Source organism: Paenibacillus sp. BK033, assembly GCF_004345425.1.
Lineage (GTDB): Bacteria > Bacillota > Bacilli > Paenibacillales > Paenibacillaceae > Pristimantibacillus.
The window spans coordinates 213,967-237,724 of the sequence record NZ_SLVP01000008.1 but is presented as its reverse complement, the minus strand read 5'-3'; the positions used below and the strand labels follow the sequence as shown (position 1 = coordinate 237,724).

At 52.0% G+C, this 23,758-nt stretch carries 19 protein-coding genes; 14 read left to right on the top strand and 5 right to left on the bottom strand.

Annotated elements, in window-relative coordinates:
- Nucleotides 1-61: 61 nt before the first annotated feature.
- Both EV294_RS23665 and EV294_RS23660 read right to left on the bottom strand, forming a co-directional pair.
- The gene (locus tag EV294_RS23665; RefSeq protein ID WP_132311347.1) at nucleotides 62-895 is read right to left on the bottom strand and encodes a carbohydrate ABC transporter permease; all 834 of its coding nucleotides are present in this window, start codon (nucleotides 893-895) and stop codon (nucleotides 62-64) included.
- Nucleotides 895-1,785, bottom strand: coding sequence for a carbohydrate ABC transporter permease (locus tag EV294_RS23660; RefSeq protein ID WP_132311345.1), 891 nt, complete (start codon nucleotides 1,783-1,785; stop codon nucleotides 895-897). Before EV294_RS23660 ends, EV294_RS23665 begins: the two co-directional genes overlap by 1 nt.
- Nucleotides 1,786-1,967: 182 nt before the next feature.
- On the opposite strand from EV294_RS23660, the gene EV294_RS23655 reads away from it, so the two are divergent.
- The 3 genes from EV294_RS23655 to EV294_RS23645 all read left to right on the top strand — a co-directional run bounded on the left by EV294_RS23655 (nucleotide 1,968) and on the right by EV294_RS23645 (nucleotide 6,949).
- The gene (locus EV294_RS23655) at nucleotides 1,968-3,830 is read left to right on the top strand and encodes a sensor histidine kinase (RefSeq protein WP_243711770.1); all 1,863 of its coding nucleotides are present in this window, start codon (nucleotides 1,968-1,970) and stop codon (nucleotides 3,828-3,830) included.
- Nucleotides 3,823-5,457 carry a response regulator gene (locus tag EV294_RS23650; protein WP_132311343.1) on the top strand — a complete coding sequence of 545 codons (1,635 nt, stop codon included), beginning with the start codon at nucleotides 3,823-3,825 and terminating at the stop codon, nucleotides 5,455-5,457. Before EV294_RS23655 ends, EV294_RS23650 begins: the two co-directional genes overlap by 8 nt.
- A gap of 178 nt (nucleotides 5,458-5,635) precedes the next feature.
- Nucleotides 5,636-6,949 carry an ABC transporter substrate-binding protein gene (locus EV294_RS23645; protein WP_132311341.1) on the top strand — a complete coding sequence of 438 codons (1,314 nt, stop codon included), beginning with the start codon at nucleotides 5,636-5,638 and terminating at the stop codon, nucleotides 6,947-6,949.
- A gap of 75 nt (nucleotides 6,950-7,024) precedes the next feature.
- Here the strand turns inward: EV294_RS23645 and EV294_RS30935 are convergent, their stop codons facing one another.
- Nucleotides 7,025-7,147 carry a hypothetical protein gene (locus tag EV294_RS30935; protein ID WP_279513601.1) on the bottom strand — a complete coding sequence of 41 codons (123 nt, stop codon included), beginning with the start codon at nucleotides 7,145-7,147 and terminating at the stop codon, nucleotides 7,025-7,027.
- A 290-nt stretch (nucleotides 7,148-7,437) separates the two neighbouring features.
- Between EV294_RS30935 and EV294_RS23640 the strand changes: the two genes are divergently transcribed.
- Nucleotides 7,438-9,555 carry a glycoside hydrolase family 36 protein gene (locus EV294_RS23640; RefSeq protein ID WP_132311339.1) on the top strand — a complete coding sequence of 706 codons (2,118 nt, stop codon included), beginning with the start codon at nucleotides 7,438-7,440 and terminating at the stop codon, nucleotides 9,553-9,555.
- Between the two features lie 561 nt (nucleotides 9,556-10,116).
- On the opposite strand, the gene EV294_RS23635 is transcribed toward EV294_RS23640, so the two are convergent.
- Together EV294_RS23635 and ytxJ are read right to left on the bottom strand one after the other, a co-directional pair.
- Complete coding sequence (locus EV294_RS23635) at nucleotides 10,117-10,800, bottom strand: hypothetical protein (RefSeq protein WP_132311337.1); 684 nt, start codon at nucleotides 10,798-10,800, stop codon at nucleotides 10,117-10,119.
- A 1,495-nt stretch (nucleotides 10,801-12,295) separates the two neighbouring features.
- The gene (gene ytxJ / locus EV294_RS23630; RefSeq protein ID WP_132311335.1) at nucleotides 12,296-12,637 is read right to left on the bottom strand and encodes a bacillithiol system redox-active protein YtxJ; all 342 of its coding nucleotides are present in this window, start codon (nucleotides 12,635-12,637) and stop codon (nucleotides 12,296-12,298) included.
- Between the two features lie 189 nt (nucleotides 12,638-12,826).
- Here ytxJ and EV294_RS23625 point away from each other — a divergent pair, with 189 nt between their 5' ends.
- The 10 genes from EV294_RS23625 (at nucleotide 12,827) to fcl (ending at nucleotide 23,732) form a co-directional block, all read left to right on the top strand.
- Entirely contained in the window at nucleotides 12,827-13,933 is a 1,107-nt protein-coding gene (locus EV294_RS23625; RefSeq protein WP_132311333.1) for an ABC transporter ATP-binding protein, read from the top strand.
- Nucleotides 13,923-14,747, top strand: a complete 825-nt coding sequence (locus EV294_RS23620) for an ABC transporter permease (RefSeq protein ID WP_132311331.1) — start codon at nucleotides 13,923-13,925, stop codon at nucleotides 14,745-14,747. Before EV294_RS23625 ends, EV294_RS23620 begins: the two co-directional genes overlap by 11 nt.
- Nucleotides 14,725-15,528, top strand: a complete 804-nt coding sequence (locus EV294_RS23615; protein ID WP_132311329.1) for an ABC transporter permease — start codon at nucleotides 14,725-14,727, stop codon at nucleotides 15,526-15,528. The genes EV294_RS23620 and EV294_RS23615 overlap by 23 nt, the downstream gene beginning before the upstream one ends.
- Entirely contained in the window at nucleotides 15,525-16,595 is a 1,071-nt protein-coding gene (locus EV294_RS23610) for an ABC transporter substrate-binding protein (RefSeq protein WP_132311327.1), read from the top strand. Before EV294_RS23615 ends, EV294_RS23610 begins: the two co-directional genes overlap by 4 nt.
- A 525-nt stretch (nucleotides 16,596-17,120) precedes the next feature.
- Nucleotides 17,121-19,277 carry an S-layer homology domain-containing protein gene (locus EV294_RS23605; RefSeq protein WP_132311325.1) on the top strand — a complete coding sequence of 719 codons (2,157 nt, stop codon included), beginning with the start codon at nucleotides 17,121-17,123 and terminating at the stop codon, nucleotides 19,275-19,277.
- 165 nt (nucleotides 19,278-19,442) lie between these two features.
- Nucleotides 19,443-20,207, top strand: a complete 765-nt coding sequence (locus EV294_RS23600; protein WP_132311323.1) for a YveK family protein — start codon at nucleotides 19,443-19,445, stop codon at nucleotides 20,205-20,207.
- The gene (locus EV294_RS23595) at nucleotides 20,188-20,880 is read left to right on the top strand and encodes a CpsD/CapB family tyrosine-protein kinase (protein ID WP_132311321.1); all 693 of its coding nucleotides are present in this window, start codon (nucleotides 20,188-20,190) and stop codon (nucleotides 20,878-20,880) included. Before EV294_RS23600 ends, EV294_RS23595 begins: the two co-directional genes overlap by 20 nt.
- A gap of 286 nt (nucleotides 20,881-21,166) precedes the next feature.
- A complete protein-coding gene (gene galU, locus EV294_RS23590; RefSeq protein WP_132311319.1) occupies nucleotides 21,167-22,054 on the top strand; it encodes a UTP--glucose-1-phosphate uridylyltransferase GalU in 888 nt (295 codons plus the stop codon).
- An 18-nt stretch (nucleotides 22,055-22,072) separates the two neighbouring features.
- Nucleotides 22,073-22,774 (top strand): sugar transferase, encoded by a 702-nt coding sequence (locus tag EV294_RS23585; RefSeq protein WP_132311317.1) that lies wholly within the window; start codon nucleotides 22,073-22,075, stop codon nucleotides 22,772-22,774.
- Between the two features lie 19 nt (nucleotides 22,775-22,793).
- A complete protein-coding gene (fcl, locus tag EV294_RS23580) occupies nucleotides 22,794-23,732 on the top strand; it encodes a GDP-L-fucose synthase (RefSeq protein ID WP_132311315.1) in 939 nt (312 codons plus the stop codon).
- Nucleotides 23,733-23,758 lie beyond the last annotated feature (26 nt).

Here is a 23,758-nt window from a genome sequence, read left to right as displayed (position 1 = left end):
AATGCCCATCCGGCCCGCCGCATGCAAGGGATGCGGAAGGAGCGGACGGGCATTAACGCCATTAACCTTTAACGGCGCCGGCTACAACGCCTTTAACGATATATTTTTGCAGGAAGATAAACACGACGATCGAAGGCAGAACGGCCATGACCATGGCCGTCATCGCAAACTGCCAGTCCGACGTATATTGGCCAACGAAGGTGTAAGCCGCAAGCGTCAGCGTCTTCGTATCCGGCGAGCCGTTAACCATAAGGAGCGGCAGCAGGAAGTCGTTCCAGATCCACATCACGTCGATAATGACGATCGTTGTGGTTACGGACTTCAGCAGCGGGAAGATCACGCTGAAGAAGAGGCGGAAGCCGGAAGCGCCGTCAATCGTTGCGCTCTCGTCGATTTCTTTCGGAATGCCTTTAACGAAGCCATGGTAGATGAACACGGCCAGCGGTGCGCCGAAGCCCCAGTACAGAAGGCCAAGTCCCCAAGTGCTTTCGGTAATGTAAAGCTTTTGGGACAGCTTAAGAACGGTAAGCATAATCGACTGGAACGGAATCAGCATCGGCATAATGCAGAGCATGTAGATCAGGCCGCTCCATTTCGATTTCGTGCGGGCCAGCTTATAAGCCGCGATCGAGGAAACGAGGATAATCCCCACGAGACCAAGCCCGGTGATTACGAAGTTGTTCAGGAACAGCTTCGGGTAGTTGATGACGTTCCACACATGCTCGTAGTTGCCGAACGACAGCTTGGTCGGAAGAGCAATGACGTCTCTCATGACCTCGCCAAAGCTCTTGAACGAGTTAATGATCGCCAGGAACAGCGGATACAGGAACAACAGAGACAGGAGGACCATCACCACTTCGAGCGTGATGCGTCCGGCTTTGGATTGACGGTTCATTATGCCTCAACCTCCCTGCGTTTGAAGATCGTCAATTGAATAACGGTAATGATGAGCACGGCAACGAACAGGATCAGCGCTTTGGCCGTACCGTAGCCGTACAGGTTGTTCTGGAAGGTATCGCGGTAGATATCGTAAGCGATACTGTAAGTCGTGCCGCCGGGACCGCCGCCGGTGAGCGACAGGATGACGTCGAATACTTTGATCGAGTTCGTCAGGGCCATAAAGACCGAGATCGTAATCGATGGAGCCAGAAGCGGCAGGATTACGCTGAAGAAGCGGCGGACTGGGCCAGCCCCGTCAACGGTGGCCGCTTCCTTCAGATCATCCGGCACCGACTGCAGGCCGGCGATGTAAATCACGAGATAGAAGCCGATCGATTGCCAGATGGATACGAACAGGACGGAGATAAAGGCTAGTCCCGGTTCACCCAGCCAGCTGAGCTTGAAGATGCCCCAGCCCGTGCTTGCGCCAAGCGATTCGAAGCCTTGCATGAAGATGAATTTCCAGATGAAGCCGACGATAACAAGGCTCAGGATGTACGGGATGAAGAATGCCGCACGCAGCCAAGACGTTGATTTGAGCTTCATGTCGAGCACCAGTGCCAGCAGAATCGCGAACACGTTAATGAGCACAATGTAAAGAACCGCGTATTTAATCGTGAACCATGCCGATTGGGTAAAGTTCGTGTCATGCAGGAAAATTTGCTTGAAGTTATCAAGTCCGATAAATTTAGGATGCTTGGAGATCCCGTTCCATTTGGTCAGGGAATAGCGGATCGTCATCGCGAACGGAATGTAGAAGGCGATCGCGATACAGATGAGAACCGGCAGCGTGAACAGCCCGAACTCGATTTTCTCGCTTACTTTTCTCCCCATTTTCTTAAACATATTTGCACCTCTTCTCGATGTCGTCAGTTGTCGCCTCGTATGTCCGGATGTCGTTGGCCGACTATACATCAGTACCTTATTCGATATACTGTGTATTATAATTGCGCCTTAAGGCAGCCAAAATGGATATATGAAATCTGTTAGGGGTAAAAAGGTGAACTGTACGGCAGGCACCTTTGAGCATGGGGGAGTGGATGGTTATCGCAAATCATATCGCAAAAAGCTGGAGCGTCTTGACCGAGCGTGTGTCCAGCCGATTGGTGAACAAGCTTATTTTGCTTTTTACGACGATCATTATTCTGGTTGTGGGGTCCTTGACCTTCATCTCGTACAAAATGCTGCAGCGGGAAGCGCTTAATAACAGCATTGCCAGCACGTCGAACAATTTGCTCCTCGTCAACAAGAATCTGGAGGATTACCTTGACGGGATGGAGCAGCTGTCGCTCCCGCAGGTGAATTACGACGAGCTGGCTTTTGCCATTACGCATGCGTCCACGGATTATGCATCCAAAATGTACGTGGAGGATTACCTGCGAAACATGTATTTCTCCCGCAGCAACGAGGATCTCGAAGCGATTTATTTGTATTTCGTCAGGAGCGGCACGTACTACACGATTGCCAAGGAGAACTTCGATATCAAGATCCGGTCGGGCCAAGCGGACAATATACCAACGATGTCCTGGTACAAGCAGGCGATGGACAGCGGGACGAATCAGGCGTATCAGTCCTTCCTTCTGTCGAACGAGGAACGGGGCTACGATATGGACCCGAGCCGCAGCTTTATGGCGTATCACCGGGTGCTTCGTTCAATCTCGACCCGCGCTCCTCAGGCGGTAGTGTCCTTTTATTACAACAAGAGCACGATGAATAAAATCATGCAGGACATACCCGAGGACAGAGGCCAGCATCTGTTCTTCCTAAGTCCTGACAATGTGCCGTTCGCGCTGGATGACAGAACGTTCTATGAGTCGATGGAGGGCAGCGGCTTGATGAAAGGGATTAAGACGGACGGAACGGAAGCCAACGGCCTAACCTGGAATTCACCGGAAAATAACAAATATCTGGTCGTCTATAACGTAGGGGCGCAGGACGGGTGGAAGTTAGTGAAGCCGATTCCTTACAAAGAGCTTTATGCGGCCGCGAAGACAACCCGTAACTTGAACTTTATGATCGGTCTCTTGTTCCTGCTGCTGGCGGTTGTGCTGATCACGTATTTCTCCAATGCGGTCACCAAGCCGCTCAAGCTGCTCTCGCAGCAGATGAAGCGCTTTAGTACCGGGGATTTCGAGGCTTCCACAGAGGTTGTCGGCCGGGATGAGCTGGCTTATCTGTCCCGCCAATTCAATCAGATGGTCAGCCAGACGAATGAGCTTATCAACGAGCGCTACAAGATGAAGCTGGTGGAGAAGAACGCCATCTTGAAGGCGCTCGAGGCGGAGATTAATCCGCATTTCCTCTATAACGCGCTGCAAGCGATCTCGACCAAGGCGCTGAAGGCGGAGCGCTTCGATATCGCGGACATGGTGGACGCGCTGGCGCTTACGCTCAGGTATTGCATCAGCGGCAAGGATATCGTTCGCGCGAGCGAGGAGCTGCTGCATATCGAACGCTACATGTCGCTGCAGAAGGCGCGGTTCGGAGGCAGGCTGCAGCTGGTCATCGACTGGGACCGGGACCTCAAGGAGCTGGAGCTACCTAAGCTGTCGCTTCAGACCTTGGTGGAAAATGCCATCAAGCATGGGGTCGAGATGGTCTCCAGTCCCGTAACCATCCGGATCAGCGCAAGGGCGTCGGGCGGTCATGCCTTCATTATCGTCAGCGACAACGGACCCGGCTTTGCGCCGGGCAGGCTGAAGGACGTGCTCGAATCGTTCGAGGGCGACTGGAATGAACGGACGGAGGAAGAAGGAAGCGTCGGTCTGGTTAACCTGAATACGCGGCTCAAGCTGCTGTACGGAACAAGCTCGCAGCTGGTGATCCGGACAAGTCCGACCGGCACGGAAATGGAAATGCTAATACCGCGGGGAGGCGGGCAATATGTATAAAGTTCTTATTATCGACGACGAGGAACCGCTTCGCGAGGCCATACGGATTCTGGGCGACTGGAAAGGCCTTGGCGTGGGCGAGGTGCTGGAAGCTACCGACGGCAAGATGGGGCTTGAGATGATGGCCAGCCATTCGGTGGATCTTGTGATGGTGGATATGAAGATGCCGGGCATGAGCGGCGCGGAGCTGCTGCAGGTGCTGGAGCAGGACTACCCGGATCTGCCGGCCATCGTGATTAGCGGATATAACGATTTCGAATATACCCGGCAGGCTATTCGCTCGAAGGTTGTCGACTATCTGCTCAAGCCGATTAACCGGCAGGACCTGAATGCCGCGCTGCGCAAGGCGGTCGATCTGCTGGAAGCGCGCCGCGTTCGGGAGAGCGAGTTCATTAACCGCAATATTACCCTCAATATGTCCCTGCCCAAGCTGAAGGAGAAAATGTATCTGTCCATTATCGACCGCAGCTTCCGCAGCCAGACGAACGAGGCTTTCCTTCCGCTGATCGGGGCGGATGATCCGGACAACCGGTTCGCCGCGGTCGTGCTGAGGATGCTGAATATGGAGAAGGTGCGGAAAGCCCGGTTCCATTCGGACGTGGACCTGCTTCATTTTGCCGTGGGGAATATGCTGAACGAGATTGCGGGCGAGTACTTCCAGGCGTTTAGCTTCGCCAGTCCCAAGCTGGACCGCGAGCTTATCGTCATCTTGACGATGAAGGGCGCTTACCAGGAGGATATCGCGTACCGCTCGCTGCACCAGATGAACAAAGCGCTGGCGGCGCTTCAAGATCTGCTTGGCATCGTGGCCGTTGCGGGAATTGGCACCCCCTGCGAGAGCATTATGGAAATTGCCTCCTCTTACGAGACGGCCAAGGCGGCGATCAACGGAATTGATCTGCTGAAGCTGAAGGGGTACTTTGTGGCCAATACCGTCATGAAGTCCGTTAACGAAAGCTATCCTGTAACAGGTCGAATTCAGTTGTTCCGGGCGGCGCTGGAGTCCGGCAATACGGCTGGGGCGAAATCGATTCTGTCCGAAGAGCTGAGAAAATGGGGCGGCGCCGAATTGTTTACGATAGGGGAAGCGGATCAGTCGCTGGCCCGGTTCATTATTTTGCTCAACGATATCTCGCTGGAGCTTGGCGTGCCCAGGGACAAGCTGCCTTTAATGGAGGAGCATCCGGTTCGCTTCATGGGCTTGTCCGACGACTTTGCGAGCTATGAGCAGTTCAGCCGGCTGCTGGAGGATGCGCTTCACTTCTACTTAGAGCAGATCCGCCTGACGCAGTCCGCGAATCGTCCCTTCGAGATTGGAGATATTAAAGCGTACATCGATAACCGGTATTACGAAGACATCAAAATTTCGATGTTCGCTGATAAATATTTTCTAAGCCGGGAATATATAATGAAGCTGTTCAAGCAGCAGTTCGGATGCGGGATCCATGAGTACGTGCAGCGTATTCGAATGGACAAGGCGAAGGAGCTTCTCGACGATCCAAGCCTGAAGATCCAGGATATTTCCGAGATGCTTGGCTACAAGGACAAGAATTATTTCAGCAAAGCATTCCGGAATTATTTCTCCATTTCGCCGACGGAGTATCGAACCGCTCGCAAGGAAGGATAAAAAGTGAACTAGGGCAACACTCCGCTTTTTTACCCTTAACTAGTCACTTATGTGCATTTTTATCCCGATCCTTATTCATTATGATAAACGTGTGCATAAGGTCAGCTACAATAACAGCCCGCCAATCGTGGACGGGAAGTCAGAAATGCTGGCAACTATGAGAAACGGGGGCGTTACAATGTTCAAAAGAATAGCTTCGGTGTCGCTCAGCCTTGCGCTGGTCGGCGGCATGCTCGCTGCTTGCGGCGGCAACAATGGCAATGAAACAGCTAATAACGGTGGTGCGGCGGGTAATGGCGCGGCTTCCGACAAACCGGTAACGATTAACATGTTCACAGCTTCTCCGGAGTACACGGATGCGTTCAACGCGTACATCGCCGAGTACAAGAAAGTGAAGCCAAACGTAACGATCAACCTTGAAATCATGCAAGCCGATTACAATACAGTGTTGAAATCCAAGATCGCTTCGGGCAGCACGCCTGACGTGTTCCAGACAACGGCTGGCGGTGACATCGATACTTTCGCTGAATACAGCGCGGATCTGACCAACGAGCCTCTTGCGGCTGCGATGACGGACGGCGTTAAAGCCAACATGACTTCTTCGGACGGCAAAGTACTGGGTCTGCCTGTTAAAGGCAACCTGATGACGCTGATCTACAACAAGAAGCTTCTGTCGGATGCAGGCATCGCCGAGCCTCCTAAAACGATCGCAGAGCTGAACGATGATATCGCGAAGCTTGAAGCGAAGAAAATCACGCCATTCGCCAACGCTTATAAAGAGTGGTGGGTATGGAAGCACATCTTCCAACACTATGTAAACGCAGCTGCTGAAGATGCGGGTATCGCGCCTAAAGAGCTGGTACAGCAATTCATCGACGGCAAAACAACGTTCAACGATCATCCGGTTCTGAAGGACAACTTCTTCAACTTCATCGACCTGACCGTTAAACACGGTACGGACAAGCCGCTTGAGCGCGACAGCAACGCGGAAGTCAGCGACTTTGCGCAAGGCAAAGCAGCGTTCATGACGGGTAAAGGCGCATGGGATGAGGAAGCGATCAAGAAAATCAGCCCGGACATCCAAATCGGCATCGCCGGCTACCCTGTAAGCGACAAGCCTGAGCAAGCGCAAATCGTTACAGGCGCCGACCAAGCGCTTCGCATCAACAAAGATTCCAAAGTAGCCCGTGAAGCGATCGACTTCTTCAACTGGCTGTACACTTCGGACTACGGCAAGCAATGGTTCTCCAACGTAGCGAAGGTCATTCCGCCAATCAAGGACGCTCCGCTTCCTGACCTGGATATGCCTAAGCAAATGGAAGAGATCCTGAAAACGCAAAAATCCGGCGACCTGTCGGTTAACTACTCGCTCGATACGTTCCATCAGAAATTCGGCGAAATCATGCAGGCTTACATCGGCGGCAGCAAGAAGAAAGATCAAGCCATCAACGAAATCCAGACTGCATGGCAGCAATTCGGGTCGGCCGAATAAGCTACTTTAACGAGGGGCTGTCCCAGAAGCCAATGGCTGATGGGACAGCCTCTTTTTTAATGGTTGGTGGGCCGGCTAATTAGGGGCCTGAGCCTTCCGCGGCGCTAGCAGGTTGGGCGGCTGCATGGCGCATGCTTTGCCCATTGGGGCAAGCCCCATCGGCGGGGCTAGCGGGCTGATGATGCGTGCGTTGCCCATTGGGGCATGCGCCACCTGTGGCTAGCGTGCTGACGAGGCATGCGATGCCCATTTGGGGCATGCGCCACTGCGTGGTTAGCGTATTGATGAGGCATGAGATGCCCATTTGGGGCATGCGCCACCTGTGGGACGTAACGAAACTGGGTAACGTGATTTGGCCTATTTTTTTCAGATTGAGCATGGTTTGATGGTGAATAGCGTGTCTGAGTTTCGTTAGAGTTGAAAAAGCAGCGAATTTAGCGAAATAAGCATCTGTAGTTTCTTTAGAAACGGAAAGGCGGGAATAGGAGATGGAGAAATTGGCTACGGCGGCGGGGATTAACAAGATCGAAGAGAATGGCCTGCATTTGGTATATGAGGTGCGGGAGAATGGCGATGTGCTGCTGCTTCACTTCGGCGCGTTGCCTTGGATGGAGGAGTCGGTTGCGGCTGTACAAAAAGAAGGCTTCCGCCTGCTGGAGCTGCAATTAACCGGCGAGGACCGGGCGGAATATCACGGCCGTACGCACCGTGCTTCGCAGCCGGGGCTGCGGATGGTGCATGACGGATTATCTGATACCCGCAATGAGTTCGGACGGAAGCTGGTGCTTGGGCTCAAGGATCCGGTTACCGGCGTAACGGCCTTGTGGAACGTTCAGTTCTATGACGGCGCTCAGGTTGCGCGCTGCTGGACGGAGATTGTGAATGGCGGCGGTAAGGAAGTAGGCATAGAGTACGTATCTTCCTTCGCGTTGACCGGCTTTGATAAAGACGGCGAAGGGGACCGCGATGACAAGGTAACGGTAACTCTCGCGCATAACGCATGGCAAAGCGAGCTGCAATGGCGGACGTATACGCTGCCGGAGCTTGGCATGTCGCATCTGATCGACCGCGGCTCGAAACGTCTCGCGTTCAGCAACACCGGTTCTTGGTCGGCGGCTGAGCTTATTCCGATGGCCATTATGTCGAACACGGCTTCGGGTGAAAGCCTATTCTGGCAGATTGAGCATAACGGTTCGTGGCATTGGGAGCTGACCGATCAGGTCGACCGTTTGACGCTGCTGATCAGCGGACCAACCGAGCATGACAACCACTGGTGGCTGAAGCTGGCTCCGGGCGAGAATTTCGTATCCGTACCGGTTGCGATTGGCGCGGTAGAGGGCGGAGTCGAGGAAGCGGCCGAACAGCTGACTGTATACCGCCGGCGCATCCGCCGCGAGAATGACGATAACAAGCTGCTTCGCGTTATTTTTAATGACTATATGAACTGCTTGTGGGGTTCGCCAACGACCGAAAAGCTGCTTCCGCTCATAGATGCGGCAGCTGACGTAGGCTGCGAATACTTCTGTATCGATGCAGGCTGGTACGCACCGGGCGAATGGTGGGATGGCGTAGGCCAGTGGCTGCCTTCGGAGGAGCGTTTTCCGGAAGGGATCAAATACGTGCTCGATTATATCCGCAGCAAAGGAATGATTCCCGGCTTGTGGCTTGAGCTTGAAGTCATGGGCATCAACTCGCCGAAGCTGGCGGATACCGATGACAGCTGGTTCTTCATGCGTCACGGGAAGCGGGTGAAGGACCGCAGCCGCTACCAGCTGGATTACCGCAATCCGGCCGTTATCGCGCATGCGGATGAGGTCATCCGCCGCTTGGTCGAGGACTATGGCGTAGGCTACATCAAGATGGACTACAACATTAACGCGGGTATCGGTACCGAGACGGATGCGGACAGCGTTGGCGACGGTCTGCTCCAGCATAACCGTGCTTATCTGGCTTGGCTGGACGGCGTGTTTGCGCGTTATCCTGAGCTAGTGATCGAGAACTGCTCCAGCGGCGGCATGCGAATGGACTATGCGATGCTGAGCCGCTACAGCATTCAGTCGACAAGCGATCAGGAGGATTACGTGAAATACGCGTCGATCGCGGCGGGTGCGCCTGCCGTACTGACGCCGGAGCAGGCGGCCGTATGGTCGTATCCGCTTCGCGAGGGCGACGACGAGGAAGTGATCTTTAACATGGTTAACGCTCTGCTGCTTCGCGTTCACCAGTCCGGTCATCTGGCCGAGCTGAGCCCGCGCCGCCGCGAGCTGGTGAAGGAAGCGCTAGATTATTATAAAACCATTCGCGGCGATATCCGCGAAGCGCTGCCGGTATGGCCGCTTGGCCTGCCGGCGCATGGCGACGACTGGCTGTCGCTGGGCTTGCGCCGCGGCGACAAGCTGTACCTCGCCGTATGGCGCATCGGCGGCGAGTCGAGCGAGCTCGCTCTGCCGCTGCCGGAGCTCAGCGGCAAGCCGCTTGCTGCGCGCTGCGCGTACCCGGCAGCCGCGGGCGACACCGGCTGCAGCTGGGACGCCGCTGCAGGCGAGCTGCGCGTGACGCTGCCAAGCCCGCGCACCGCGCGCTTGTTCGAGCTGACGCTGGGCTAAGCCCCGCCAGCTTGGATTAAAGATTAGGCCACGGGCTAGTCCCGTGGCCTTTTTCTCGTTCAATAGCTAGTTAGTCGAAGACCGCCATCCGCCTAAGTAGCACGTTGTGCACTGGAGTAGTGCGGGTCCACCAGGTAAGTAGCTAGTTAGTTGAAGTACCGCCATCCGCCAATATAGCACTTTGTGCACTGGAGTAGTGCGTGTCCGCCAAGCAGCTAGTTAGTTGAAGTACCGCCGCCGTCCGCCTACGTTGCACGAAATGCATCATAAAGGCGCAACGCGACCCAGTAACCGAAATATCCTGCACGAAATGCAGGATATACGAGAAAATCTGCCCCGATAAGCTCGAATCGGGGCTATATCCTGCATTCTATGCAGGATAACTCGCACAGCCAGCCCTAGATGGACCAATATGCTGCATTTCGTGCAGCATAAATTAATAGGCCAGCTATGGGTGAGAGAGAAGGGGAGAGATTGAAATGGCGCGTCTCCGCCAAGTAGCTAGTTATTTGAAGCAGCCTCAATCCATATCTGCTTCAGGTGGACAAGGAATCGGTGAGGTTACAGATGCTCAATAGCCCGGTCGTTCAGCTCGTAATATCGAATCTGGACGCCGCGCTCGATCGGCTTCAGCATTCCTTTTGCAGATAGCGACTGCAGTCTTTTGCGCGCGGTGCGGAAGCTGACACGGAAATGATCGGATAAATCCTTGGGGCCGACACGTCCTCCCGTGTGAAAAGCAAACCGAAGAATGTCTCTCTCGGCCGATGGGAATAAAAGGCTCCCGGCGTTGTGCCGGCCTCGAATCATATGCGTACCGAGAACATGCTTCAACAGCATGATGCATATCTCCGGACGGTTCTGCACATCGTCGAAGGAGAAGTGAATCATCTTCCACCCCATTCCCGTGAGGAATGTATCCCGATTCAAGGAGTAGCTGAATTTCTCGCGGTCCATATCTTTCACATGGCTTTGGAAGCCGTCGCACTCGATAGCAAACATGCCTTGTGGGGGTAAATAAGCGAAGTCTACGAATTGCGATTTGCGATTCCAATCGTAAACCTCATATTCGGGATGCAAATGCTCGAAGCTGCCGAATAGCGGCCACCACACATTCTGGAGGAACAGCTTCTCGGCGAAGTTATGCCCTCGGGCCAACCTCCCCTTCCGTTCCCCCGTCCTTCCTTCCATATGAGTCTCCATAAATCGCCGATGCGCTTCTTCATACTCATCGTTAACCGTCATACACCTAACCTCCCCGAAAAATAAAAAAGAACGCCCCAATGCTGCCATAATGGCTAATGGCTTGGGACGTTCTTCGTCTGAAGATTAGTGTAGCATAGCTTTTTTGGGTTTAACAGTCTCATCCTATTGGCTTACAGGATATAATGCCCAAAATGCAGCATATAGGTCCATTTCGCGAATGCGGGGCAACTTATCCTGCACAGAATGCAGGATATAGCCCTAATTTGCACGTATCGGGGCTGCATTTCCCTGATATCCTGCATTTCGTGCAACGTAGGCGGGCGACGAGGTCATCAACTAACTGGCTACTGGACGGTGATCCATCATGATGATGCACAACGTGCAACCGTAGGCGGATATCTGCACTTCAACCACTCCAACTCATCCCCAATAGCCGGCCTCTTAACGATATAATGCCCAAAATGCAGCATATAAGCCCATTTCGCGCATGCGGGGCAACTTATCCTGCACAGAATGCAGGATATAGCCCTAATTTGCACGTATCGGGGCTGCATTTCCCTGATATCCTGCATTTCGTGCAGGATATTCCGGGTTACTGGGCTGCCTAGCACCTTTATGTGCATTTCGTGCAACGTAGGCGGAGGGCGGTAGCAGCACTCAACTAAATAGCTACTAGGCGGTGATCGCCGTATAGTGCATTTCGTGCAACCGTAGGCGGATATCGGGACTTCAACCACTCCAACTCATCCCCAATAACTGGCCTCTTATCGATATAATGCCCAAAATGCAGCATATAGGTCCATTTCGCGCATGCGGGGCAACTTATCCTGCACAGAATGCAGGATATAGCCCTAATTTGCACGGATCGGGGCTGCATTTCCCTGATATCCTGCATTTCGTGCAGGATATTCCGGGTTACTGGGCTGCCTAGCACCTTTATAGTGCATTTCTTGCAACATAGCGGACGACGAGGTCATCAACTAACTAGCTACAAGGCGGTGACCCGTCGTATGATGCACAACGTGCAACCGTAGGCGGATATCTGCACTTCAACCACTCCAACTCATCCCCAATAGCCGGCCTCTTAACGATATACTGCCCAAAATGCAGCATATAAGCCCATTTCGCGCATGCGGGGCAACTTATCTTGCACAGAATGCAGGATGTAGCCCTAATTTGCACGGATCGGGGCTGCATTTCCCTGATATCCTGCATTTCGTGCAGGATATTCCGAGTTACTGGGCTGCCTAGCACCTTTATCGTGCATTTCGTGTAACGTAGGCGGAGGGCGGTAGCAGCACTCAACTCACCTTAGCTACAAGGCGGTGACCCGCCGTATGGACGGACGGCGGCACCGCCGCCGAGAAGTGTCACCGAGCCCTGAGCGCCAATCGCCGCCATGGCACTTTGCGCCGGGAGGCGCGCGAGGTGCAGGGACTAGAAGGAGGCAATGATAGCCAACCTAATAAAAAACAGCAGTGCGATCCCCTCAAGGAGGGAATCAACACTGCTGCAGGCCACGCATACAACAAGCTTAGTCCAATACCGCCGTAATATGCTCTTTCGTAATCGCCCAGTGGGACGCGGACCATACTTTTGCTTTTTTGTCCAAATAGATGATTTGCGGCGATTCGTGCTTCACCGAAGTGTCTTCCGCGATTTGCAGCGATACAGGGCGGGACTCGATTACTTTAACGAGTACATAATCAGCGTCTTCGCGCGGGCTGCCGTTCAAATATTCGTTGAACTCGCGGTACGCGTTGGCGCTTACCGGGCAAGTTGTGCTGTGTTTGAAAATAACGGTTGGACGGTCGCTCGAAGCCTCGAACGTTTCGTTCCAGCCTTCCATAGAATCAATCTCGCGATATTGTGCCATAGGATTATACACTCCTTTTTATTGTAAATAGGTTTTTATTAGATACTTATTTCTGTATTATACCCCCGGACACGCAAAAAGTCATGCGCGCACAAGCAAGCTTCATGTATAATCAAATGCTGAAAGCAATCGTTAGGAACCTAAACCATTAACTATGTTTACCTCCGGGTATGAAGGAGTGCAGCCATCATGTCGGATCAAACGATCATCCGATTCGAGCAAGTGACAAAGCTATACGACGATCAGACGACCGTCTTGAGCGAAGTCAGCTTCGAGATTGAAAGAGGCAAATTCTATACGCTGCTTGGCCCGTCGGGCTGCGGCAAAACCACGATTCTTCGGCTGATCGCCGGGTTCATCGAACCGTCCAAGGGTCAGATCTATTTCAACGGCAAGGTGATTAACCGGATTCCGCCGAACGAACGCCAAGTGAACACCGTCTTCCAGGACTACGCGCTGTTCCCTCATCTTAACGTGTTCGAAAATGTCGCCTTTGGCCTTCGCATCAAGAAGCTGAAGAACGCGGCGATCACGGCCAAGGTAAAAGAAGCGCTTCGCTTCGTCAACCTGGAAGGCTACGAGACGCGCAATATCAGCGAAATGTCCGGCGGCCAGCGCCAGCGCGTCGCGATTGCCCGCGCCATCGTGAACGAGCCGGAAGTAATCCTGCTGGACGAGCCTCTCTCCGCGCTGGACCTGAAGCTCCGCACCGAGATGCAATACGAGCTTCGCGAGCTGCAGCGCCGTCTTGGCATTACGTTTATTTTCGTCACCCATGACCAGGAAGAGGCCCTCGCGATGTCCGACGAGATCTTTGTCCTGAACCAGGGCAAGATCGAGCAGTCAGGCACGCCAAACGATATTTACGATGAGCCGATTAACCGGTTCGTGGCCGATTTTATCGGGGAATCCAACATTGTGCCCGGCCGCATGAAACAGGACTTCGAGGTTGAATTCGCGGGCCGTGCGTTTGAATGCGTCGACCAAGGCCTTAACCCGAACGAGCCGGTGGAGATCGTCATCCGTCCGGAGGACCTCGAAATTACGACACTGGAGCAAGGCAAGCTGCAAGTGCGCGTCGACTCTCAGCTGTTCCGCGGCGTTCACTACGAGATCTCCTGCTACGATGAAGCGGGCAATGAATGGCTTGTCCACTCCACGAAAAAAGCAGCCGTAGGCGAGCAAATCGGCTTGTACTTTGATCCGGAAGCGATTCACGTCATGCGCTTCGGCGAGACGGAGGAAGAATTCGATAAGCGTCTGGACGCGTACAGCGAGGGTCAAGATGAGAACTAATACGCGCAACTTTTATCTCATTCCGTATCTCCTGTGGATCGCGCTGTTCGTTATTACGCCAATCGTGCTGGTCGTGTACTACTCCTTCTTCGACGTAGAGGGGAACTTCACGTTCGGTAACTACGAGAAGTTTTTCACGCCGGTCTATATGAAGATGACGCTCAGCTCGTTCTGGTACGCTTTTCTGATTACCGCGTTCTCGCTCCTGGTTGCCTATCCGGCAGCCTACCTGCTGACGCGAACCAAGCATAAGCAGCTATGGCTGCTGCTGATCATCCTGCCAAGCTGGATCAATCTGCTGCTCAAGGCTTATGCTTTCCTTGGCCTCTTCGGCACATACGGCGCGGTAAACGGGATGCTCAAATTCATCGGCATCGGTACGCAGCAGATCCTGTTCACCGATTTCAGCTTTATCTTCGTATCGGTCTATATCTTTATCCCGTTTATGATCCTGCCGATCTTCAACTCGCTGGAGGAGATGAATCCTTCGCTGGTGTTCGCGGCACGGGATCTTGGGGCATCGCCGTGGACGGCGTTCCGCCGGGTTATCTTCCCGCTGACGCTGAGCGGCGTGAAGTCCGGCTGCCAGGCGGTCTTTATCCCCGCGCTGTCGCTCTTTATGATTACGCGCCTTATCGCGGGCAATCGGGTGATTACGCTCGGTACGGCGATTGAGCAGCATTTTCTCGTGACCCAGGACTGGGGCATGGGCGCTACGATCGCGGTGTTTCTCATTATCGCGATGGCGGTTATTATGCTGCTCACGGGCAGCAGAAAGAGAGGGCTGCAGAATGAAAACCGCAAAGCTGTCTAATGTGTACCTGATCGCCGTATTTATCATTCTGTACGCGCCGATCTTCTATCTGATCTTCTATTCGTTCAACAGCGGGGGAGCGATGCGCGACTTCGAAGGCTTTACGTTCGAGTGGTACCAGGAGGTCTTCGCGGATACGCGGCTGCTCATTATCGTGCTGAACACGTTTGTTATCGCGCTCTTGTCGTCGGCTATCTCGGTTATTTTCGGCATTGCTGGCGCTTTAGCCATACATTACGTAAGAAGACGCCAGCCGAAAAACGCGCTGCTGTCGCTCAATAACGTGCTGATCGTCAGCCCGGACGTCATTATCGGCGCTTCGTTCTTAATCATGTTTACCATTATCGGCATTAAGCTTGGCTTCGTGTCCGTGCTGCTGTCGCATATCGCGTTCAGCGTGCCGATCGTCGTCATTATGATTCTGCCGAAGCTGCAGGAGATGAGCCCAACGCTGATCGACGCGGCCCGCGACCTTGGGGCAAGCAGCTGGCATGTGCTGACGCGAGTTATTATTCCGTTTATCAAGCCTGGCATCTTCGCCGGATTCTTTATGGCGTTAACGTATTCGCTGGACGATTTCGCGGTGACCTTCTTCGTGACGGGCAACGGCTTCTCCACCTTATCGGTCGAGATCTACTCGCGGGCCCGCCAAGGGATTGCGCTCTCCATCAATGCGCTGTCGACTCTGATCTTCCTGTTCACCATTCTGCTGGTGATCGGCTACTACTTCATCAACCAGCGGAATAACCGGACTTCGGCGCGATCGGAGGGACGGGGATGAAATCTTTAGTTCAGACGTTTATCGCCGTGCTGATCGTTTCCTTCGGACTCATGTACCTGACCTCCTACCTCAATTCGAGCGCGGGCTATACGGGCAAGGATACGCTGACGATCTACAACTGGGGCGATTACATCGATCCGGAGCTGCTGGATGAATTCCAGAAGGAGACGGGCATCAAGGTGATTTACCAGACTTTCGATTCCAACGAAGCCATGATGACCAAGATCGAGCAAGGGGGCACGACGTTCGACGTCAGTATTCCTTCGGAATATGCTATTGACAAAATGAAAGAGGAAAATCTTCTCATTCCGCTCGACAAGAGCAAGCTGCCGAATCTGAAGTATATCGATCCAAGCTTCCTTAACCTGAGCTTTGATCCGGATAACAAGTACTCGATTCCTTACTTCTGGGGAACGGTTGGAATTGTCTACAATCCCGATCTGACCGACCTTAAGTTCCATAGCTGGGATGACCTCTGGGATCCAAGCCTGAAGAATCAGATTCTGCTGCTCGACGGGGCTCGCGAGGTCATCGGAATGGGGCTGAACAGCCTTCATTATTCGCTGAACGATACGAATGAAGAGCATCTGCAGGCGGCCAAGGCGAAGCTTGGCACGCTGACTCCGAACGTGAAGGCGATCGTGGGCGACGAGATCAAGCTGCTGCTCGCGAACGAAGAGGCGGCGGTGGGCCTTGTATGGTCCGGCGACGCGTCGGAGATTATGAGCGAGAACGAGAAGCTTGATTACGTCGTGCCGGAGGAAGGCTCGAACCTGTGGTTCGATAACATGGTCATTCCGAAGACGGCGAAGAACATCGAAGGCGCGCACAAGTTCATTAACTTCATGCTCGATCCGGAGCATGCCGCGCAGAATGCCGAGTATGTCGGTTACTCTACGCCTAACGCCAAGGCGCTTGAATATTTGCCGGAGGAAATCTCGGGCGACAAACGTTTCTACCCGGACAAAGAGCTGACCGAAAAGCTTGAGGTTTACAAGAATCTCGGCAAAAAAATGCTCGTGCACTATAACGAATTATTTCTAGAATTTAAGATGCATCGCAAGTAAAATTTTACATTTATTGGTATAACCGTGCTGACGATCGACCAGAGTCTCTTATTTGTGACAGAATAGGACCTCTATCGGCGGATGGCACGGTTTTTATTTTGTCGATTGGGAGAAGGAAATTTAATTTCCAGCGTTAAATATCGACTGAAAACGCTACCAAACTGGGAGAATATCCCGTAAAACTAGTACAAACCGATCATTTTTTGTCGAAAACTAGGAAATATTGCGAAAGTGCTGATTCGCCAGTTCTATTCTGCTATAATGAGCATCAAGTATTTTCCTAGGTACATTTTAGCAATTGCAAGCATATAGGCACAGATTTCCCAAGGATCCCTATGGCGGAAACGACCAATTTTGGAATCCTATTAACAGAAATGGGTATCGAATTGGCAATCAACTAGAGGGTAGGGCGCTCACTCTAGTCATTTTGTCGCGTTATTAGTGTCTATATATACCAGTATCTGGTATAGGATTACAAGAGTTACATACTGTCACAACTATCAAACTATGAGGTGAACTTACGAAATGACGATCAAAAAGAAGCTTATCGTATCCACAATCGCAGCAAGCATGGCGGCAACCGCATTCGCAGGTATTCCGTTGAGCAGCAAGGGATTGGCAGAAAAGCTGGGATTTAATAATACGGCTTACGCGGCTGCTGCATTCCCAAATACAGATATCGTGAACTATGCTAACAAACTGTATGCCGCACTTGATTCGGTTGATGGCGGACTTGAGGCCGTGCGTGCACTGCGTACGAAATTTGCAGCGTTAGATGAAACTGATTTGAAATATATTGCTGTTCCAATTACAAGCGAAGTTAATCTTAAACTTGGCGCAGATTTCTCGTCTGAGGATAAAGATGCGGTAGCGGGCCTGGTTTCGGATATCATCGCCTTCACTTACGATCCGAACCTGACGGAGCTTGAGACTATTCGCAATACGAAAGCATACCGGGACGTTCTGTTGGAGCTGGCTGCTGGCGCAGGCTTGAAAACGGAAGAACTGGAAGCCTTGACAGTTGATGATGTTGCTGAATACTTCTTGGCTTTCCAAGAAAAACTCATTGGCTTAATTGAGGACTTGGGCGCGGATAATCTGACAGAGCTGCTGCTTGTGCTGAATGACGATACGAAGAGAGCCGAGTTAATCGAAGAGGCCTTTACAGCTTTGAAGTCCGAAGGGCTTCTGGTTCAGAAGATTTTGTCCGGGTACCACATAACTCCATTGGACCTAAGCATTGTGGTTCAGCGTGTGCAAGAGAAAGTAGGAAAAGATGCTATTCTTAGCGCAGGTGCTGCTTTGTACTTGGCTATCCAGAAAATGAACGAAACGACTTCCCCTGGCGGTGGCGGCGTTATCGGCGGCGGAGAAGAGACACCTACGGTTGAAATTCCGAAGGATGTTACAGCACTCATCGACGACATCAAGAAAAAGCTTGCAAATGCAACGGACGCTGAGAAAGCGGCAATCCTTGCAGAAGCGGTTCAAAAAGCAACTGCGCTCGTAACGAAGCTGTCGACATTTGATCTGTCTAGCGACGTGAAAGTATCGAACGGTCAAGCTTCCGTGCAAGTAAGCAGCTCGTCCGTATTGTCCGCTATCGCGGGTATCGGCGAGATCCTGAAGAACGTGAAAGCACTGGCTCCTGGCGTTACGGTTCCGGCACCTGTTCTGAACCTTAACCTGGGCAATGTTGCGCAAGACGGTGTGAAGATCGGTCTCAACGATGCCGTTATCCAAGAAGCAATCAAAGCGGGTCTTGGCGGCATTAACCTGACGGTTAACGGCCTGAGCGCAACGCTTCCGGTTGGCGGTCAATTCAACGGTCCGGTTGACTTCAACATCAACAAATCGAAAGCTGATTCCTCGACAACCGGCGAACGGAAAGCAGCTTCCGACGTTTATAGCTTTGGCCTGACGATTGGCGGCAAAACGGTAACTTCGTTCGAACAGCCGGTTAAGGTTTCCATTCCTCTCGGTAACGTAGACGGCGTGGACAAAGAGCTTCTGTCGCTCGCGAAGATCGTTGACGGCAAGCTTGTATTCCAAGGCGGTACGGTAGAAGGCAACCTGATTGTGGAGCATCGCGATACGTTCTCCCAATACGTTGTTGTTGAGAACAAAGTAAGCTTCACGGACATCGCTTCCGTAGAGTCGTGGGCTGGCCGTGCAATTGAAGTAATCGCTGCGAAAGGCGCCATCGAAGGCAAGAAAGCCGGCGTATTCGCTCCGAAAGATAACGTAACCCGTGCAGAGTTCGCAAAAATGCTGACTCGCGCTCTTGATATCGATAACAGCTCCGCGAAAGAAAGCTTTGCGGACGTGAAGGATACGGACTGGTCCGCACCTTATATCGGCGCAGCGGCTAAGCTTGGCATTATCCAAGGCCGTTCGGCTTCGAAGTTCGATCCTAATGCGCAAATCACTCGCGCAGAGATGGCGACTATGATTGCTCGCGCATTGAAAGTAACGAAAGGTGCTCAAGACGTAACGGACGTGACTGCAGCACTGGAAGGCTTCAAAGATGCTGGCTCGATCAGCGCTTCCCTGAAAGCCGGCGTAGCCTTCGCTTCGAAGAACGGCATCGTAATCGGCAACAACGGCAAATTCTCGCCGAATGCTTCCGCAACTCGCGCTGAAGCTGCGGTTATGATCTACCGTGCAGTAAACTTTAAGTAATGAATAGGGCTTATGACCTTCCTCTCAGATGCAGCAGTTGGGAGGAAGGTATTTTTTCGCTAATTTATAACAAAAGTTGGTTTATTTACAAAATTTGTCTACAAAGTTTAGGTCTAACGTAATACAATCATCATAGGCAACTAGGCATTCAGGAGGGGGCTAATAGTGTCCGAGGAACTAGACTTAAGAGAGTACTTCCTTATCGTGAGGAAGAGATTGCTGCTTATTGTTATTTTTGTACTTGTATGTACCGTTGCATCGGGTGTGTACACCAAGATATTCAAGGACCCCATCTACGAGGCATCTACCAAGATCGTCGTGAACCGCACGAATGAGTCCTTAGCCGTGGGAGCATTGGACATTAACGCAATCAACTCCAACATCAAGATGATCGAAACCTATAAAGAAGTCATTAAGACGCCGGCGATTCTTGGAAAGGTTGCTGAGAAGTATCCGCAGCTGGGCTTATCCGCCAAGGAACTGGCCAAGAAGATCAAGGTTAGCTCTGTAAACGACACGCAGGTTATGACTCTGGCTGTACAGGACGTCTCCTATCGCCAGGCCGCTGAGATCGTTAATGCCATCTCGATTGTCTTTCAACAGGAAATTCCTAATATTTTTCAAGTTCAGAACGTATCCATCCTGAACGAAGCGATATTGGATGACCAGCCTGCACCGGTATCGCCGAATGTCACGCTGAACATTATCATCGCTTTTGTCGTGTCCCTTATGATTGCGGTTGGTATTGCGTTCCTGCTGGAATACATGGACGACACGATTAAGACGGAAGCCGATGTCGAGCGTTATCTGGGTCAGCCAACTCTGGCCATGGTTGCGAGGGTGGAAGCAAGCGAATTCCAGACGGGATCTTCACGAGCAGAGAACAGACAAAAGGCAGGAGGGCTGGAGAATGTCACAATCGGAGAATAAACGCCGCCTGATTACCGTCGCCAACCCGCGTTCGCCGGTATCGGAGACATACCGTACGCTTCGGACGAATATCGAGTTCGCTGCGATTGATTCCGCCATGCAGGTCATTATGGTATCTTCTGCAGGACCAGGCGAAGGCAAGTCTACAACCATTGCCAATCTGTCCGTAGCCTTTAGCCAGTCCGACCGCAAGGTTGTTCTGATTGATGCCGATATGCGCAAGCCAACGGCTCATAAGACGTTCCAGATCTCGAACCGGTTCGGCTTGTCGTCCGTCATCTCCCAGCAAAGCACCCTGCAAGAGGTTATCCAAACGACGGATGTTCCGAATCTGGACGTTATTACAGCGGGACCGATTCCTCCGAATCCGGCAGAGATGCTGGCATCGAAGCGGATGACGGCCCTGTTGGATGAGCTTCGTACGATGTACGACATCGTTCTGGTGGATACGCCGCCACTCTTGGCCGTAACGGATGCGCAGATTGCGGCAACGAAGAGCGACGGGGTTGTTCTTGTTGTCGATCAAGGCCGGGTGAAGCGCCAGTTCGCGCAGAAGGCGATTCAGAATCTGCAGAACGTCAATGCCCGCATTCTTGGCGTCGTACTCAATAACGTGAAGCGCCGGTCGAATGAAGAGGCTTATTACTACTACTATAGTGCTGATGTGAAGTAGGGAGAGCGGCTACAACCACCGCTCAAGGTAAAGTCTGCTGCACCTTTATCACTGCAGGCACTCGGTCACGCTGTGGGTTTTACAAGCAAACCTTAGGCATTATTGCCAGGGGTGTGATGTGAGGAGGGGTTAAATGCCCCTAATTTATAACTAAATGTTCGAGCTATGTTTTTCTGCCGAAGAAAGACATAGCTCGTATATTTATACGCAACAGTTATCCAATATCCACCACATACATAGACAAAAAATAGAGAGAGAAAAAGAAAGAAAAGAGAGGGAACAAAACATGACGAAAGTGAAAAAGGCCATTATCCCGGCCGCAGGCCTTGGAACCCGGTTCCTGCCCGCGACCAAAGCGATGCCCAAGGAAATGCTGCCGATTGTAGACAAGCCCACGATTCAGTACATCGTGGAAGAGGCAGTCTCATCGGGAATCGAGGACATTATTATTGTGACCGGCAAGGGCAAACGAGCAATCGAAGATCACTTCGACAGCGCCTTTGAACTGGAGCACAATCTGATGGAGAAGGGCAAGCTTAAGCTGCTCGACGAAGTGCAGAAGTCCTCGAGAGTCGATATTCATTATATCCGCCAGAAGGAAGCGAAGGGTCTTGGGCATGCCGTATGGTGTGCGCGCAACTTTATCGGAGACGAGCCGTTTGCCGTGCTTCTTGGAGATGACATTGTGGATTCCAAGGTTCCATGCACGAAGCAGCTGATGGACCAGTTCGAACAGACGGGCAAGTCGGTTATTGGCGTGAAGCCGGTTCCCATGAATGAGACCGAACGTTATGGCATTGTGGAATACAGCGAGAAGAACGGGCTGTTAAGCTTGGTAGATCGTTTTATCGAAAAGCCGGCACCGGGAACAACGGAATCGAATCTTGCGATTATGGGCCGTTATGTTCTCACTCCGGATATTTTCAAGTTCCTGTCCAAGCAAGAGAAGGGTGCCGGCGGCGAGATTCAATTGACGGACGCCATCCAGAAGCTCAATGAGTCACAAGGCGTGTACGCCTATGAGTTCGAAGGCAGACGATACGATGTAGGCGAGAAGCTAGGTTTTATTACGACAACGCTTGACTATGCCTTGCGTAATGAGTCCCTTAAGGGACCGCTGCTGGAGGCTATGAAGGGAATTTTAGAGCGGGAGCTTATCCATAAATTCAAGTAAACAGGGGGAGACAACAGCATGGCGTTATCGCCTCTTCGGAAAGAATCCGAGATGACTATAGACAGCCATTTATCTATTGCTCAACGTGTTCAAGCCAAGACAAGAAGCACGAAACGCACTTATCTGATGATCAAGCGCATGATGGATCTGGTTGGCGCGGCATGCGGGATCCTATTATTATCCCCGTTGCTGCTGGTAATTACCCTGCTGATTAAGCTGGAGAATCCGAAAGCACCGGTGTTCTTCTATCAGACACGGGTAGGCATTAATGAGAAGAAATTCCGGATGTACAAATTCCGGTCCATGGTCCCGAACGCCGAGGACTTATTGAAGGACCTCTTACATAAGAATGAGATAGAAGGTGCCATGTTCAAGATGAAACATGACCCGAGAATTACAACCGTTGGAAGATTTATCCGACGGACCAGCATTGACGAGCTTCCTCAACTGTGGAACGTCGTTCGCGGCGAGATGTCGCTTGTTGGCCCGCGTCCGCCTCTTCCAAGAGAGGTAAATGAATACAGCAGCTATGATAAACTCCGCCTTCGCGTGAAGCCAGGCTGTACCGGACTGTGGCAGGTAAGCGGCCGGAATGAGCTGAGCTTCAAGGAAATGGTGGAGCTGGATCTTGAGTATATAGAGAAACGAACTGTGTTATTTGATCTGCAGATTATCGCAAAGACTGCTAAAGCGATGGTTGGATCGGATGACGCATATTAGGAGAAGGAGTGGATAGAGAGTGGAACTCAATTCGAAGATTTTTGTAGCAGGACACAGAGGACTAGTAGGATCTGCTATTCTAAGAGCTCTTGAAGAGAAGGGTTATACCAATCTGGTCTATCGCACCCGTGCTGAACTCGATCTGCTCGACAGAGATCGGGTTCTTTCTTTCTTCGAGGAGGAAGGTATTGATTATGTATTCCTGGCAGCAGCCAAGGTTGGCGGCATAGTCGCTAACAATGAGTATCCGGCAGATTTCATCCGCGACAATATTATGATTCAGACGAATGTTATCGATGCCGCATACCGCAACCAGGTGAAGAAGCTGCTATTCCTGGGATCAACTTGTATCTATCCGAAGTTCGCGCCTCAGCCGATGAAGGAAGAATACCTGCTGACAGGCGTACTTGAACCTACCAATGAGCCTTACGCCATCGCGAAGATCGCTGGCATTACAATGTGCCAATCCTACAACCGTCAATACGGAACGAAATACATCTCGGTTATGCCAACCAATATGTATGGACCTAACGATAACTTTGATCTTAAGACCTCGCATGTGCTTCCTGCGCTTATTCGCAAATTCCATGAAGCGAAGGTGAATCACTCTCCTGAGGTGGAAGTATGGGGAACGGGAACACCTCGCAGAGAATTCCTTCACTCCGACGATCTGGCCGATGCTTGTCTCTTCTTGATGAATACCTACGAAGAGAATGAGATCGTGAATATCGGCGTTGGTGAAGATAACTCCATCAAAGAGTTAGCTTATATGATTAAGGATGTAGTGGGCTATGAGGGCGAGGTTGTATTTAATACATCCGCTCCGGACGGTACGCCACGTAAGCTTGTAGACGTCACGAAGATTAACGGACTGGGCTGGAAGGCAACGATTCCTCTTGAAGAGGGAATTAGAGCCGTTTACGAAACCTTTCAGAATGAATATCTGGTACGGCAATAAGATTACAAAGAGAGATTATAGGGAGT

Coding starts and splice junctions, on each gene's coding strand:
- EV294_RS23665 (WP_132311347.1), bottom strand. CDS start 895: ATGAACCGTCAATCCAAAGCCGGACGCATCACGCTCGAAGTGGTGATG.
- EV294_RS23660 (WP_132311345.1), bottom strand. CDS start 1,785: ATGTTTAAGAAAATGGGGAGAAAAGTAAGCGAGAAAATCGAGTTCGGG.
- EV294_RS23655 (WP_243711770.1), top strand. CDS start 1,968: ATGGGGGAGTGGATGGTTATCGCAAATCATATCGCAAAAAGCTGGAGC.
- EV294_RS23650 (WP_132311343.1), top strand. CDS start 3,823: ATGTATAAAGTTCTTATTATCGACGACGAGGAACCGCTTCGCGAGGCC.
- EV294_RS23645 (WP_132311341.1), top strand. CDS start 5,636: ATGTTCAAAAGAATAGCTTCGGTGTCGCTCAGCCTTGCGCTGGTCGGC.
- EV294_RS30935 (WP_279513601.1), bottom strand. CDS start 7,147: ATGGGCAACGCACGCATCATCAGCCCGCTAGCCCCGCCGATGGGGCTT.
- EV294_RS23640 (WP_132311339.1), top strand. CDS start 7,438: ATGGAGAAATTGGCTACGGCGGCGGGGATTAACAAGATCGAAGAGAAT.
- EV294_RS23635 (WP_132311337.1), bottom strand. CDS start 10,800: ATGACGGTTAACGATGAGTATGAAGAAGCGCATCGGCGATTTATGGAG.
- ytxJ (WP_132311335.1), bottom strand. CDS start 12,637: ATGGCACAATATCGCGAGATTGATTCTATGGAAGGCTGGAACGAAACG.
- EV294_RS23625 (WP_132311333.1), top strand. CDS start 12,827: ATGTCGGATCAAACGATCATCCGATTCGAGCAAGTGACAAAGCTATAC.
- EV294_RS23620 (WP_132311331.1), top strand. CDS start 13,923: ATGAGAACTAATACGCGCAACTTTTATCTCATTCCGTATCTCCTGTGG.
- EV294_RS23615 (WP_132311329.1), top strand. CDS start 14,725: ATGAAAACCGCAAAGCTGTCTAATGTGTACCTGATCGCCGTATTTATC.
- EV294_RS23610 (WP_132311327.1), top strand. CDS start 15,525: ATGAAATCTTTAGTTCAGACGTTTATCGCCGTGCTGATCGTTTCCTTC.
- EV294_RS23605 (WP_132311325.1), top strand. CDS start 17,121: ATGACGATCAAAAAGAAGCTTATCGTATCCACAATCGCAGCAAGCATG.
- EV294_RS23595 (WP_132311321.1), top strand. CDS start 20,188: ATGTCACAATCGGAGAATAAACGCCGCCTGATTACCGTCGCCAACCCG.
- galU (WP_132311319.1), top strand. CDS start 21,167: ATGACGAAAGTGAAAAAGGCCATTATCCCGGCCGCAGGCCTTGGAACC.
- EV294_RS23585 (WP_132311317.1), top strand. CDS start 22,073: ATGGCGTTATCGCCTCTTCGGAAAGAATCCGAGATGACTATAGACAGC.